Here is a 13,999-nt window from a genome sequence, read left to right on the forward strand (position 1 = left end):
CCGCTAAGTCATGCCTGACAGAATGCGGCGGATCAGGGCCACGTCCTCGGACCGTGACAGGCTAGGGGCATGCCCGCAGTCTGCGATTTCGGTCAGATCGGCCATCGGGCCGCTGTCACACATCCGCTGTGCAACATCGGCGGGCAGCATGTCGGAGTCTGCGCCGCGCAGCACATGGGTGGGCGTTTTGATCTGGTTCCATCGCGGCCAGCTGGACAGCTCATTTGCCGAGGCGGAAAACTGGATGGTGATCTGCGGGTCATAATGCAGGGTCAAATCCCCCTGCGCGGTGCGGCGCAAAGACGTGCGGGCCATGCGCTGCCAATAGGCGTTTTCGGCCATGCCAAACGGATGATACGCGGCGCGCAACCAAGCCTCGCCCGCGGCAAAACCGCTGAAACGGGGCAGGTCGCCCACATAAGACAGGATGCGGTCAATGGCGGATTTCGGCACCTCGGGGCCGATATCATTGATCACCAGACGGTTGATCCGATCCGCATCATGCCCCGAGGCCAAGCGCATCCCGATCAGCCCGCCCATGGACGTGCCCAGCCACGCCACTTTTTCCAGCCCATAGACATCCAACAAATCCGCGCTGATGCCTGCGTAATATTCAATGGAATATTCCGCCTCGGGGTTGGCGGACCAACTAGACAATCCGCGCCCGATCATATCGGGGCAGAGCACATAATAGCTGTCGGATAGGGTGCGGGCCAATTCGTCAAAATCCCGTCCTGTCCGTGCCATGGCGTGGGACAGGATCAGGGCAGGGTTTGACGGATCGCCCCATTCGGTGACGTGGATTTCATGATCCATCACCGGCACTAGGGCAAAGCGGGGTTCTGTCATCCGCGCGCCCCTTTTTGGGTGATGGTGCCGACGATCCCTTTGGGGAAGAAATAAACCAGCAGGATAAAGATGATCCCCAGCCAGAACAGCCAGCGATCCGGATTTAACAGGTCGGGCAGCAGGGGGATGTTCGCGGTGGCCTCGGCGGCAACGCCCATCAGATCGCGCAGGTAATATTGCGCCGTGACCATCAGAACCGCGCCAATCACAGCGCCCCACATGGTGCCCATGCCGCCAATCACCACCATCAACAGAATGTCGATCATAATGGCAAAAGACAGGCTGGTGTCAGGGCCGGTGTATTTCAGCCAGACCGCGTAAACCGTGCCTGCCAGCGACGCAATCGCGGCGGACAGGCAGAACACAAAGGTGCGGTAGGCGACAACGCGGTAGCCGATCGCCTCGGCGCGGGATTCGTTTTCGCGGATGGCTTTCAACACGGTGCCAAGGGGCGATCCGACCACCCGCAGCATGGCGAAGAACAACAGGGCGCAGCTGACAAAGACGAAGTAATAAGCCGCCAGTTTGCCATTCAGTTTCACATCAAACAGCCGCATCACCTTGCCGTCCGCGTCCGTCATCAGTTTGAATGCAGGTTTGAACAGATCAGGCGCGCGGTAGGTAATCCCGTCCTCGCCTCCTGTCAAATGGGACAATTGTGATGCCAGCACCAGCGCAACCGAAGCGGCTGCAAGCGTGATCATTGCAAAGAAAATCGCCTTCACCCGCAGGCTTAGAAGGCCAATGGCCGTGGCTACCAGCAGGGATACGCCAACGCCAGCCAATCCGCCCAACAGCACCGCGTCCCAACCCGGCCCCATCTGGCGCAGCAGGATCGCCGCGCCGTATGCGCCAAAGCCAAAGAACATGGTGTGGGCAAAGCTGACGATACCCGTGTAACCGATCAGCAGATCGTAGCTGGCCACCAGCACGATAAAGACACAGATACGGGCGGCGACCTCTAGGGCGCGCACATCCTGAAACAGGAAGGGGGCAAAGCACAGCATGGCGCCGATCAGCATCACGGTGGCTTTTACAGCCAGATCGCCATAGCTCATTTTAGTTAAGGTATTCATCTACTTCACCGCCGGACGCAAGCCGTTTGGCCGCCACAAAAGGATTATGGTCATCAGGATCATGTTTGAGGCCAGCGCCAGTTTGGGGGCCAGAAAGCCAACGTAATTTGCCGTCAGCCCAACCATGATTGCGCCCAGCAACGTGCCCTCAATGGACCCCAACCCACCGATGATCACGACGATAAACACGACGATCATCATCTCGCCGCCCAAGGCAGGGGTGATCAGGGTTTCATAGCCCGCCCACATGGCCCCGCCCACAGCTGCAAGCGCCGATCCCACCATAAAGACGCCGATAAACAGACGATCAATGCGAAAGCCGAGCGCTTCGACCATCTCGCGGTTTTCCACGCCTGCGCGGACCAAAAGGCCGATGCGCGAGCGGTTAAGCACCAGATACAGGCCGATAAAGGCCACAAGCCCCAGCACAAAGGCAAACAGGCGGTAGATTTCAACACTGACATTGCCAAGGATGATCGCGCCTTCCAGAAAATGGGGGCGCAGGACGGTGATCGGTGTGCCGCCCCACAGCGCCAGAATGATCTGTTCAGACACGATCAACGCGCCCATGGTGATCAGGATTTGCCGCAAATGATCGTGGTAAACGGGGCGGATGATCACGGTTTCAAAAAACCAGCCCGCCGCCAGACCAAAGGAAATCGCCGCAAGCAGGGCGAACACCAACGCCATGGAATTCAGGAACACACTGTCGGCCCCGACCCAACCGCTCAGCGCGGAAAGAACACTGGCGGCCACAAAAGCACCAAAGCTGATAAAGGCGGAATGGCCGAAGTTCAGCACATCCATCAGCCCGAAAATCAGGCTAAGGCCAGATGCCATCAGGAACACCATCATCCCCATTGAAAGGCCAGCGATGGTCAGCGTGGCCCAGGATGCCGGCGCGCCAATCAGCACAAACGCCCCGAGCGCGAGACCGACAGGCAGCAGGTAAACACCGCCAAAACGCCCTAAAATCTGTGAGAGGTTTTCCATGATACTCCTTACGCAGACAGGCTGAGCAGCCGCTCTTGCAATTGTGTGTCAGCGGCAAATTCCGCCATCGGTCCTGCGTAGGCCACAAGCCCGTCGTCGATCACCGCCATGTCGCGCCCGATGCTTTTGGCGAAGTGAAAGTTTTGTTCCACCAGCAGGATCGTGGCGTTTTGCGAAATCTCGCGAAAGGCCTCGGCCATGGCGGCAACAATAGACGGGGCCAGCCCTTTGGTGGGTTCATCAATCAGGATCAGCGCGCGGGGCTCGATAATGGCGCGGGCCACGGCCAGCATTTGTTTTTGCCCGCCAGACAGGCTCCACGCCTGTTTGGTCCAGAACTGTTCCAGCGCGGGGAACAGTTGGTAAATCCGTTTCAGGCGGGTCTGATCAAAGCGGCCTTTGGCGGTGGCGAGGATCAGGTTTTCCTCTACCGTCAGCCCGCCGAAAATGCCCATGTTTTCCGGCACAAAGGCGATCCCCTTGCGGGCGATGTCCGCGGTGTGCAGGCCGGTAATATCCTCGCCGCGAAAGCGCACCGATCCGGGGGTGGGTTTCCACAGCCCCATGATCGAGCGTAGCGTGGTGGTTTTACCCGCGCCGTTGCGCCCCAGCAGCACAAAGACGCCGCCTTCGGGCACGTTCAGGGTGATCCCGTGCAACACAGCGTATTGGCCGATGTTGGTTTTCATATTGTCGATACTTAACAGGGTCACGCTGTTTCCTCTGTTGCGGTGCCAAGGTAGACGTCGCGCACGATCTGGCTGGACATCACGGTGTCCGGCGCGCCATCAGCCAGCAATTCGCCGTTGTGCAACACGATGATCCGATCCGCCAGTTTGCGCACCACATCCATTTTATGTTCCACCAGCAGCACGGTTTTGCTCGGGTCTGCCTTGATCTGGAAAATCAGGTCCAGCACATCGGGGGCATGATCCAGCGACATGCCTGCGGTGGGTTCGTCAAACATGTAAATGTCAGGTTCCATTGCCATCAGCAGCGCCACTTCCAGCTTGCGCTGATCGCCGTGGGGCAGGGCGGCGGCTGTGGTATGGGCCACCGACGACAGGCGGGTGGCGTCAAGGTATTGTTCGGCTTTTCGGGTCAGGGCAGGGATGCTGCGGGCCGCGCGCAGCACACGCCAGCCATCGCCCGACCGCGCCTGAACCGCCAGACGGATGTTTTCCAGCACGCTGAGTTGCGGGAACAGGTTGGTCAGTTGAAACGCCCGACCGACCCCTTGGTGCGCCCGCGCAGAGGGGGACATGCGGGTCAGATCGACACCGTTCTTTAGCACCTGACCGGACGAGGCCGTCAACTGCCCCGACATCAGGTTGAAATAGGTGGTTTTGCCTGCCCCGTTCGGCCCAACGATGACCGTCAGTTCGCCGGGGTGAAAGGCGCAAGACACTTTGTTTACAGCCACATGACCGCCAAAACGAATGGTCAGGTCCCGCGTGACAAGGGATGGTTCGGACATAAAGATTGGGTTCCTGTTGTCAGGACCGGCGCACGGGTTGCGCGCCGATCCTGTGGCAATCAGTTGTTGTTGCGGCCGATGGGGATGTTCATTTCATCGGGTTCGATAATGCGCACCAGATCGGGGATCGCCCAGTCTACGGCATCATCCACACGGATTTTGAAATGCACCATGGATTGCAGCGCCTGATGATCCTCGGGGCGGAAGGTCATGGTGCCTTTGGGGGTCTCCCAAGACATGCCTTCCATGGCGGTGATCAGATCGTCGGTTTCCAGACTGGCGGATGTTTCGATGGCTTTCACAACAGCCAAAGCAGCCGCCATACCCCCTGCGGTAAAGAAATCCGGCGGGCTGTCAAAACGGGCTTGGTGCTCTTTGACCAGCCAGTTGTTCACTGGATTGTCGTAAGCTTCGTAATAGTAATAAACCGCGCCTTCCATACCGGGGAAACGTTTATAGGTTGGCAGTACCGGCAGGATGTGACCGCCCATGGAAATTTCAATACCATAGCGGCTGGGGTCCAGTGCCTGAATTTTACCCGGCGCATCACCGCCGCCTGCGATGTAAACCAGAATAACCTTGCGGCCTTCTTTGTCTTTCAGCGCGTTGAACATGCGTTCGGCGGCGGCAGTGAAATCGGCAGTGCCTTGAGGCACGTATTCCTCGGACACCACGGTTGCGCCTGTGCCTTCAAGGGCAGTCTTAAAGGCGGCGATGCCGTCCTGACCAAAGGCGTAATCTTCGGCGATGGTGGCCACAAACAGGTTTTCATCAGGCTTAAGCGCCAGCGCCTGTGCCTGCATATCCATAGATGAATTGCGTGAGGTTTTGAAAATATAGCGGTTGCTGTCCGGCCCTGTCAGACTGTCGGCCACAGCCGGTTCCACGATCAGGATTTTTTCGTATTCTTCGGCAATCGGCAGCATGCCCTTGGTCACGCCGGATGATGTGGCACCCACGGCCAGCAGGACTTCGTCGTCGCCATAAGCCTCGGCCAAAACGGCGCGGGCCACATCGGGTTTGAACTGCGTGTCCTTGATGATCACCTCAATCGGGTGGCCCTTGACGGTGTTTGTGCCATTGGTGGCATATTCCAACCCCAGTTCGAATCCGGTTTGCGCTTGTTTGGAAAAAGCTTCAAAGCTGCTGCCTGACAATCCGTGGATCAAAGCAATTTTAATCGGGTCTTCGGCCATGGCCGCACCCGCGAACGTGGCAACGCCCGCAAGTGTGGCGGCCAGACGTGTTAATGTCTTCATAATATCCTCCCATAACAGACTGCACAGCGGTTGCTCTGCACAGAGCCGTTGTTTAGTTTGAAAGGACAGCGTCCTGTATTTGGCAGGTTTGGGCAAGATGGTGGAAATACGTATGACCGAAGGGTTTGGGGATAACGCGTTGGCAGAGCTGGCTTTTATCCATGCGCCTGTGGGTCTGGTTGTGACCCAGAACCGCGTGATCCGTGAATGTAACATCGCTTTTGCCCAGATGTTCGGCTACACGCGCGATGATTTGCGCGACCAGTTATTTTCGATCCTCTACCCCTCGCAAGAGGAATTCGTGAACATCCGGGATCGCGGTGTGCAGCAGTTGCGTGCCACCAACACCTATTGGGACGAACGGATTATGGCGCGTAAGGATGGCACGCTGTTCTGGTGCCGTGTGCGCGGGCATACGTTTACGCCGCAAAGCCCGCTGGACCGCGCGGTCTGGAGCTTTGCCGATCTGTCTGCCAACCGCCCCTATCTGCCCCTGACCCGCCGCGAGCGGGAAATCCTGAGCCACCTGTCCGACGGGCTGACCAGCAAGGAAATCGCCCTGCGGCTGGATATTTCCTATCGAACAGTCGAGGTCTACCGCGCCAAACTGCTGAAAAAATTCGGGGTCAGCAACACCGGCGGGCTGTTCCATTCGCTGGGGGGAATCGACAGCGCCCATGTTGTTTCCGGCACGCGAAAGTAATCGGGATGGCGATTGTGATGCCAGAATTCATAGGGTTTTGCTAAAAAATCCTGTGCTGACGGGTCAAAATCTGCAATAAATTTCAGTTAACGATATTTTACGCACTCAGTGTTGACCGATCCCGTATTCCTGTCCCATTCAGGGCGCATCGCAACAAATTGCGGCAGGCGGGATAACTTGCAAATTTAAGGTTGGCCCGCTCTGATTCATCCTTGGCGCAAGCCAATACTTCTGGGAGGAAGGTTATGAAGAAATTTACATTCGCAGGTCTTGCGGGGACCATTGCCGTGACAGCATCCCTGCTGTCAGGCACTGCCGCATCTGCCGAAGGCACCTTGAAATGCGAAGCGGGCGAGACCTATATCATGAACGTGATGGTTTCCAGCCACCCCTATTGGGTGCCTGTCTATCAGGGCTTCAAACAGGCCGCGGCTGCCTTTGGCTGTGAAACCGTATTTTCCGGCACACCCGATTACGACATCACCAAACAGATTGCGTCATTTGAACAGGATATGGTGAAAAGCCCCGCAGGCATTCTGGTGCATCCGATGCAGGCCGACCCGTTTATCGAACCGATCAACCGCGCCATTGATGGCGGGATTCAAGTGTCCACTTTCGCGGCAGATTCCCCGAATTCAAACCGCGCGTCCTATATTACATCCGACAATCTGGCCGAGGCTAAATTCGCAGCGGATGAGATCGTCAAACAGATTGGCGACAGTGCGGAATATGCGGTTCTGGAAAACCCCGGCCAATCCAACCATGATCTGCGGGTGACAGCGCTGTTGTCATATATGGAAGAGAATTATCCCAATATGAAACTGGTGGGACGTCAGGCGACCAATCAAGACAGCAATGCCGCCTACCGCGCGACGGCCTCGATTGTGCAGGCCAACCCGAACCTTGGGGCGATCTGGATTCCCGAGGCTGGCTCTGCCGAGGGTGCGGTTGCTGCAATCCTAGAGGCCAAGGCCGATGTGCTGATCATGCACGCCGATGTCACCCCCGCCACGCTGGAACAGATTAAGGCAGGCAACATCCACATGGCGCTGAACCCCAATCAGGGCATGCAAGGGTTCATGGGCTTTATGGCGATCTTTATGGCCGCGCATAGCGATGTGTTTGACCCGTTCAACGATTACAAAGTGTCGGGCTATAACCCGATGCGGATTCCCTACATGGACAACGGGTTTGCGGTGATCACCAAAGACAACGCCGACAGCTTTGATCTGAACGCCTATATGGAAGGGCGCGATCCGAAATAAGCGCAGTTCCCCTTAGGGGCGCAAGGACGGTCTGACCCGATCTGCGCCCCTGTTAACCCCATCGATCCACCCCGTATTGGCCTTTTCCCATGACCGACGATCTTCTTTTACAGCTGTCGAATGTCTCAAAATCTTTTGGGCCTGTGCGTGCGCTAAGCCACGTGAATTTCGACCTGCGCAAAGGTGAAATTCATGCGCTGGCAGGGGAAAACGGTGCGGGGAAATCCACCTTGATGAATATCATCGACGGTATTTTACAGCCCGATAGTGGGGAAATCCGGCTGGAGGGCGAGGTCGTCAAGATTACCTCTCCGACGCGGGCACAGCAGTTGGGCATCGGTTTTGTCCATCAGGAAATTGCGCTGTGTCCCGATGTCAGTGTGGCGGAAAACATCTTTATGTCTGCCACCAATATCAGCAAATCGTTTTTCATGGATTACAAAGCTTTGCATCAAAAGGCAGCGGCGGTGCTGGGGCAATTGTGCGATATTGACCCTGCTACCCTGATCCGGGACTTGTCGATTTCCAACCAGCAACTGGTGGAAATTGCCAAGGCTTTGACGCTGGACTGCCGCGTTTTGATTTTGGACGAACCCACCGCCGCGCTGACCGAAAAAGAGGCGCAAATCCTGTTCGGGATCATGCGGCGTCTGGCGGATCGCGGGATTTCCATCATCTATATTTCCCATCGTATGGTGGAAATCTTTGACAATTGCGACCGCGTCACTGTGTTTCGCGATGGCAAGTTTATTATCACCCATGATGTGGCCGATATTGGCCCAAGCGATGTGGTGAACGCCATGGTCGGGCGGGTGCTGGATACGTTTTACCCCGAGAAACAACCCGCCCACGCCCAAAGTGACGCGGTGATCCTTGATGTGCGCAACCTAAGTGACGGGGCACGGTTCTTTGGGGTGGATTTTCAATTGCGGCGGGGCGAAATTCTGGGTCTGGCGGGGTTGATCGGGTCAGGGCGCAGTGAAATTGTCAAAGGTGTCTGCAAACTAGACAGCAGCCCCACGGGGGAAATCCGTCTGAACGGGCAGCCCCTTGAAGCGCGGGATTACCAGCACAGTATTGATGCGGGCGTGGTCTATCTGTCCGAGGATCGCAAAGGCGACGGGATCTTTCTGGATATGCCCATCGCGGTCAATGTCTCGGCGTTGAACCTGTCGCAGGTGTCATCCCGATTGGGGATCATCCGCCGTGAAAAAGAATACGCACAGGCCGCAGAACTGGGCGCGCAGTTGAACCTGAAATACGGGCAGTTATCGGACGCTGTTTCGTCGCTTTCAGGGGGCAACCAGCAAAAGGTTGCGATTGCCAAAATGCTTTCGATCCACCCCAAGCTGATCTTTCTGGATGAACCCACGCGGGGCGTTGATGTGGGGGCCAAGGTGGAAATCCACCGTATCCTGCGCGATCTGGCCCAAAGCGGCGTCGGCATTGTGGTGATTTCATCCGAGTTGCCTGAACTGATCGGCCTGTGTGACCGGGTCTTGGTGGTGCGCGAGGGCCGGATCAGCGGCGAGGTCGCCGGCGCAGATATGACCGAAGAAAACATAATGGGTCTGGCCTCTGTGATGGACAGCCCGATGCCCACCTCTCATTCCTCCAACAAAAGGGTCCACTCGTGAACAGCCTTGCCCAGCCTCGCACAGATCATTCGGACAGGATCAGCCCCTTGGGGCGGATCTTGCGCATGCGCGAAACCGGATTAATCGCCATTATTCTGGTCCTGTTTATCGGCATGTCCTTTGCATCGCCCTATTTCCTGACCTGGGTGAATATGCGTGCCATGGTGATGGCCTTTGCCGTCGAAGGCATCGTGGTGATCGGCATGACAATCCTGCTGATTTCCGGCGGCATTGATCTGTCCGTGGGGTCTGTCACTGCATTGGCCATGGTGGTGGCGGGCTGGTTGTTTCTGGCGGGCGTCGATCCTTGGGTGGCGTCAGCCATCGCGATTATGGTCTGTACCGGCATCGGCGCGATCATGGGGTTTTTCGTCACCCGCGTGGGGCTGCATCATTTCATCGTTTCACTGGCCGTCATGGTGATTGCGCGCGGCGTGTGTTTGCTGGGCACGGGGGGGCGCCCATTGGGGCTGTTCACCCTGCCTGCGGAATTCAAATTCATCGGCCAAGGGTCCATCGGACCGGTGCCCTTGGTGATCATCATTTTCATCGTAGCCGTGGTCGCCTTTGATCTGATGCTGCGCAAAACCACCTTGTTTCGCAAAGTGTTCTACACTGGCAGTAACGAGCGGGCGGCGGCCTATTCCGGCATTCGCACCAAAAAGGTAGTTTTTCTGACCACGACACTGTGTTCCGCATTATGCGGCGTGGCGGGGATCATTTACATGTCCCGTTTTGGCTCGGCGCAGCCCACATTCGGCATCGGGATGGAACTGAACGTGATCGCGGCTGCGGTGATCGGCGGGGCCAGTCTGAACGGCGGCACCGGCACGATCTTTGGCGCGATCCTTGGGGTGGTTTTGTTGTCGGTGGTGTCCAGTTCGCTCGCCCTGTTGGACGTGTCGGTGTACTGGCAAGACATCATCCGCGGCTCTATCCTGCTGGCGGCGGTGTCCATCGACCATTACCTGCACAAACGGCGGCGATAAGGGGACTGATATGAGCAATTCCAGCGAAGATTATGATCTGGTCCGGCAAATCCATAGCGTTCTTGTGCTGCATTTCATCGAAGGTTTGAAACAGTCTGAAATCGCCACAAAGCTGAACCTGTCCACGTCCAAAGTGAACCGCCTGATTGCCCAAGGGCGCAAGATGGGGATGCTGAAAATCGACGTGGAAAGCCGGTTTCAGCGGTTGGCAGATTACGAAACCAACCTGATCGCCGCCACATCCCTGACGGGGGCGGTGATCACGCCAACGGTGTCGGGCAACCCTGATACCACGCTGCAACAGGTTGGGCGCTCTGCGGCCAATCTGCTGCTGGAATCCATCCGCGACGGCGATGTGATTGCCATTACCGGCGGTAAAGCGATCAGCGCCGTAGTGGATAATCTGACAACGGAACGGTCTTTTGACGTGACGGTTGTGCCTTTGACGGGCGGGGTGCAGGGCAAATATTTCACCGATGTGAACCATCTGGCCACCCAACTTGCGGATCGTTTGGGGGGCAAGGCCATGCTGGTCCACGCCCCGCTGTTTGCTGAAAGCAGCGCACAGCGCGACATGCTGCGCGAGGTCGGTTCGGTGCGTGAAGTGTTCGATCTGGCCCGCAAGGCAAATGTGGCGCTGGTGGGCGTTGGTTCGATCGAACCCACAGGATCAAGTTATTATGACCTGAATCCTGTGCCCGATGCGGATCGCAAAATGCTGGTGGGCATGGGCGTGGTCGGGGAACTGCTGGCCTATCTGATCGGCGCGGATGGCAGCGTGGCGAATTATGCTTTGAACACCCGTCTTGTGGCACTTAACCCCGGTGAACTCGGGGCCTGCGGGCGGGTGATTGGCGTAGCCACGGGCGCGCAGAAAACATGGCCGATCCGCGCTGCGCTGAACGGAAATTATCTCGACGCTTTGGTGTTGGATGAAGAAACTGCACTGTCGGTGCTGGATATTACAGAAAGGTCTCATCATGTTGCATGACATGCTTACACGCCCCATCGGGGCCAGCGGAATAGAGGCCTCGGCCATCGGTCTGGGCACATGGGCCATTGGCGGCTGGATGTGGGGGGGCACCGATGAAACCCGCTCAATCGCGGCGATCCAGGCCTCGATTGACGAAGGAGTCAGCCTGATCGACACAGCGCCCGCCTATGGTCAGGGGGTGGCGGAAGAGATCGTCGGCAAAGCCATCAAGGGACGGCGCGACAAGGTGGTTCTGGCCACCAAATGCGGGCTGGTCTGGCACACCCAACAGGGCAATCCCTTTTTCGATTATGACGGCAAACCGGTCCACCGCTATCTGGGCAAAGACGCCATTGTCTATGAGGTAGAACAAAGCCTGAAGCGGCTGGGCACTGATTACATCGACCATTACATCACCCACTGGCAAGACCCCACCACCCCTATCGCCGAAACCATGGAGGCGTTGGAGACCCTGAAAACCCAAGGAAAAATCCGTTCTATCGGGGCCAGCAACACCAGCGCGGCGGATATTACGGCCTATGTGGCCGCAGGTCAGCTGGACGCAATTCAGGAAGAATACAGCATGGTAAAGCGGGATATCGAAACCACGCTTTTGCCTGTTGCCATGGCGGCGAATGTTTCGGCGCTCAGTTATTCGTCTTTGGCGCTGGGATTGTTATCGGGCAAAATGGGGCCGGATCGCCGCTTTGAAGGCGACGACCAGCGCAAGGATAATCCACGGTTTTCTGCGGCGAACCGCCAGAAGATTGCCGCGCTAATGGAGCAGATTTCCCCTGTGGCCGAGACCCATAACGCCACATTGGCGCAGACGGTGATCGCATGGACATTGCAACAACCCGGCATCAGTTTTTCACTGTGCGGCGCACGCACCCCCGAACAGGCCCGTGAAAACGCGGCGGCAGGACGGTTGCGCCTGTCAGAGCAGGATTTGACCCCCATCGGGGCCGCTGCCTCGGCCCATTTGCAAGACCTCGACGGGTAAAACCGAACGTCCTTTCAGCCTTATGACACCGAAGCGCGCTTTCGGTGAACGGAGACCCTATGTCCGCCCAAAGAGACAGCAGCTTTGCAGCACTCTGTGACACCCCAGCGTTTGACGTTGTGGTGGTGGGTGGCGGCATCAATGGCATCGGGGTCTACCGCGAACTGGCCCTGCAAGGCCTGCGCGTGCTGTTGGTGGAACGCCACGATTTTTGTTCAGGGTGCAGCGCCGCCCCGTCCCGAATGATCCACGGCGGGCTGCGCTATCTGGAAAACGGAGAGTTCGATCTGGTGCGGGAATCCCTTGCCGAACGGGATGCACTTTTGGCAAACGCCCCCCATTTCGTGCGCCCTTTGCCGACCACAGTGCCGGTCACATCGGTGTTTTCGGGTACGCTGAACGGGGTCACGGCGTTTTTCGGGTCTTCGGGGAAACCGGCCAGTCGGGGGGCTTTGCCGATCAAACTGGGGCTGTCGCTGTATGATTGGGTCACCCGCAAACGCCGCGTGCTGCCCCGCCATGTGTTTCGCGGTAAACAGGCCACACGGCGGCGCTGGCCTGCGCTGACGGACAGGCTGCGGTTTTCGGCAACCTATTATGACGCGTGGATCAGCCACCCCGAGCGGTTGGGGCTGGAACTGATCCTTGACACTGCGCGGGATGCGCCAGAGTCAGTTGCGCTGAACTATGCAGAGCTGACGCCGAAGGGCGCGGGCTATCAGTTGCGGGACCGTCTGAGCGGGCAAACCTATGACATCACAAGCCGCGCTTTGGTTAATGCCACGGGGGCTTGGCTGGATGAATCCGTAGCACTGATCGCGCCAGATGGCGGGCCGCAGGAAAAGATGGTATCGGGCACCAAAGGGTCCCATCTGATTTTGGAAAACCCCGCCCTTCTGGCCGCGCTCGACGGTCATATGATCTATTTCGAAAACGACGACGGGCGCATTTGCATCGTTTTCCCCTACCTTGGCAAAGTGTTGGCGGGATCCACCGATATCCGCGTGGAAACCGCAACCCGTGTGCGGTGCGAGCCTGCGGAACGGGATTACATCCTGTCTTCCTTGCAACTGGTGTTCCCGGCAATCGGGATCAACGCCGATCAGATCGTGTTCAGCTACAGCGGCATCCGCCCCTTGCCCAAAAGTGATCTGGATTTTACGGGGCGCATTTCGCGGGGTCATTCTATCAAACGTCTGGCAGGAACCACGCCACAGTTCTGTATGGTGGGGGGGAAATGGACCACCTTTCGCGCCTTTGCCGAGCAAACAGCCGATGCGGTCCTGCAGGAGCTGGGCCACGGACGCTGTCAAGACACCCAGAACCGTACGATTGGCGGCGGGGCAGGCTTTGAACAGGATGGTCTGCCCCTGATCGCGGAGCTGTCGCAAACCTATGGCATTACGGATGCGCGCGCCAAGCATCTGGTTGATCTTTACGGCACCCGCGCCCGCGCGGTTCTGGACTATTGTGCAGGGCAAACAAAGGACCAGCCTTTGCTGACAGACTGCCCTTATACCACCGCAGAAATCGCGTTTTTGGCCACCCGGGAACACGTCACGGCCCTGTCTGATATTATACTGCGCCGCACCGATATTGCCATCACAGGGCAGGTTTCAATCCCGCTGATTGCCCGGATTGCGGCGGTTCTGGCGCAGGAATTGCACTGGTCAGACCGCGAAACCCAACAGCAACAACAGGCCCTTGTGGCAGAATTGCAAAGCTTTCATGGCCTGTCTTTTGACGCGCCACCCCAACCCTCATAAAAGGAAAAC

The 13,999-nt window shown here is 57.6% G+C and carries 13 protein-coding genes; 7 read left to right on the forward strand and 6 right to left on the reverse strand.

What is annotated here, in order from left to right:
* Positions 1–3: 3 nt before the first annotated feature.
* From GGE09_RS18000 to GGE09_RS18025, 6 genes are read right to left on the reverse strand one after another with little or no spacing between them, the layout of a single operon-like run.
* Positions 4–849: an alpha/beta hydrolase gene (locus tag GGE09_RS18000; RefSeq protein ID WP_309747564.1), complete on the reverse strand. Its 846-nt coding sequence runs from the start codon at positions 847–849 to the stop codon at positions 4–6.
* On the reverse strand, positions 846–1,925 hold the full coding sequence (locus GGE09_RS18005; RefSeq protein WP_309747565.1) for a branched-chain amino acid ABC transporter permease: 1,080 nt from the start codon (positions 1,923–1,925) through the stop codon (positions 846–848). Before GGE09_RS18005 ends, GGE09_RS18000 begins: the two co-directional genes overlap by 4 nt.
* Entirely contained in the window at positions 1,926–2,918 is a 993-nt protein-coding gene (locus tag GGE09_RS18010; RefSeq protein ID WP_309747566.1) for a branched-chain amino acid ABC transporter permease, read from the reverse strand.
* 8 nt (positions 2,919–2,926) lie between these two features.
* Complete coding sequence (locus GGE09_RS18015) at positions 2,927–3,631, reverse strand: ABC transporter ATP-binding protein (protein WP_309747567.1); 705 nt, start codon at positions 3,629–3,631, stop codon at positions 2,927–2,929.
* Positions 3,628–4,395, reverse strand: coding sequence for an ABC transporter ATP-binding protein (locus GGE09_RS18020; RefSeq protein WP_309747568.1), 768 nt, complete (start codon positions 4,393–4,395; stop codon positions 3,628–3,630). The genes GGE09_RS18015 and GGE09_RS18020 overlap by 4 nt, the downstream gene beginning before the upstream one ends.
* 59 nt (positions 4,396–4,454) lie before the next feature.
* Positions 4,455–5,654 carry a substrate-binding domain-containing protein gene (locus tag GGE09_RS18025; protein WP_309747569.1) on the reverse strand — a complete coding sequence of 400 codons (1,200 nt, stop codon included), beginning with the start codon at positions 5,652–5,654 and terminating at the stop codon, positions 4,455–4,457.
* A 112-nt stretch (positions 5,655–5,766) separates the two neighbouring features.
* Between GGE09_RS18025 and GGE09_RS18030 the strand changes: the two genes are divergently transcribed.
* From GGE09_RS18030 to GGE09_RS18060, 7 genes are all read left to right on the forward strand, one after another.
* Positions 5,767–6,357 carry a LuxR C-terminal-related transcriptional regulator gene (locus GGE09_RS18030; RefSeq protein WP_309747570.1) on the forward strand — a complete coding sequence of 197 codons (591 nt, stop codon included), beginning with the start codon at positions 5,767–5,769 and terminating at the stop codon, positions 6,355–6,357.
* 245 nt (positions 6,358–6,602) lie between these two features.
* Positions 6,603–7,622, forward strand: coding sequence for a substrate-binding domain-containing protein (locus GGE09_RS18035; protein WP_309747571.1), 1,020 nt, complete (start codon positions 6,603–6,605; stop codon positions 7,620–7,622).
* 89 nt (positions 7,623–7,711) lie between these two features.
* Positions 7,712–9,259, forward strand: a complete 1,548-nt coding sequence (locus GGE09_RS18040) for a sugar ABC transporter ATP-binding protein (RefSeq protein ID WP_309747572.1) — start codon at positions 7,712–7,714, stop codon at positions 9,257–9,259.
* A complete protein-coding gene (locus GGE09_RS18045; RefSeq protein ID WP_309747573.1) occupies positions 9,256–10,248 on the forward strand; it encodes an ABC transporter permease in 993 nt (330 codons plus the stop codon). The genes GGE09_RS18040 and GGE09_RS18045 overlap by 4 nt, the downstream gene beginning before the upstream one ends.
* 10 nt (positions 10,249–10,258) lie before the next feature.
* Complete coding sequence (locus GGE09_RS18050) at positions 10,259–11,239, forward strand: sugar-binding transcriptional regulator (RefSeq protein WP_309747574.1); 981 nt, start codon at positions 10,259–10,261, stop codon at positions 11,237–11,239.
* Positions 11,229–12,224, forward strand: coding sequence for an aldo/keto reductase (locus tag GGE09_RS18055; protein ID WP_309747575.1), 996 nt, complete (start codon positions 11,229–11,231; stop codon positions 12,222–12,224). The genes GGE09_RS18050 and GGE09_RS18055 overlap by 11 nt, the downstream gene beginning before the upstream one ends.
* 59 nt (positions 12,225–12,283) lie before the next feature.
* Positions 12,284–13,990: a glycerol-3-phosphate dehydrogenase/oxidase gene (locus GGE09_RS18060; protein WP_309747576.1), complete on the forward strand. Its 1,707-nt coding sequence runs from the start codon at positions 12,284–12,286 to the stop codon at positions 13,988–13,990.
* The last annotated feature ends 9 nt before the right edge of the window (positions 13,991–13,999 follow it).

Origin of the sequence: Roseobacter sp. N2S (assembly GCF_031454055.1) — a bacterium.
In the GTDB taxonomy this organism is placed as follows: domain Bacteria; phylum Pseudomonadota; class Alphaproteobacteria; order Rhodobacterales; family Rhodobacteraceae; genus Amylibacter.

What these genes read in the sequence shown, in the direction of transcription:
- GGE09_RS18000 (WP_309747564.1), bottom strand. Translation starts at nt 849, where the DNA reads ATGACAGAACCCCGCTTTGCCCTAGTGCCGGTGATGGATCATGAAATC.
- GGE09_RS18005 (WP_309747565.1), bottom strand. Translation starts at nt 1,925, where the DNA reads ATGAATACCTTAACTAAAATGAGCTATGGCGATCTGGCTGTAAAAGCC.
- GGE09_RS18010 (WP_309747566.1), bottom strand. Translation starts at nt 2,918, where the DNA reads ATGGAAAACCTCTCACAGATTTTAGGGCGTTTTGGCGGTGTTTACCTG.
- GGE09_RS18020 (WP_309747568.1), bottom strand. Translation starts at nt 4,395, where the DNA reads ATGTCCGAACCATCCCTTGTCACGCGGGACCTGACCATTCGTTTTGGC.
- GGE09_RS18025 (WP_309747569.1), bottom strand. Translation starts at nt 5,654, where the DNA reads ATGAAGACATTAACACGTCTGGCCGCCACACTTGCGGGCGTTGCCACG.
- GGE09_RS18030 (WP_309747570.1), top strand. Translation starts at nt 5,767, where the DNA reads ATGACCGAAGGGTTTGGGGATAACGCGTTGGCAGAGCTGGCTTTTATC.
- GGE09_RS18035 (WP_309747571.1), top strand. Translation starts at nt 6,603, where the DNA reads ATGAAGAAATTTACATTCGCAGGTCTTGCGGGGACCATTGCCGTGACA.
- GGE09_RS18040 (WP_309747572.1), top strand. Translation starts at nt 7,712, where the DNA reads ATGACCGACGATCTTCTTTTACAGCTGTCGAATGTCTCAAAATCTTTT.
- GGE09_RS18050 (WP_309747574.1), top strand. Translation starts at nt 10,259, where the DNA reads ATGAGCAATTCCAGCGAAGATTATGATCTGGTCCGGCAAATCCATAGC.
- GGE09_RS18055 (WP_309747575.1), top strand. Translation starts at nt 11,229, where the DNA reads ATGTTGCATGACATGCTTACACGCCCCATCGGGGCCAGCGGAATAGAG.
- GGE09_RS18060 (WP_309747576.1), top strand. Translation starts at nt 12,284, where the DNA reads ATGTCCGCCCAAAGAGACAGCAGCTTTGCAGCACTCTGTGACACCCCA.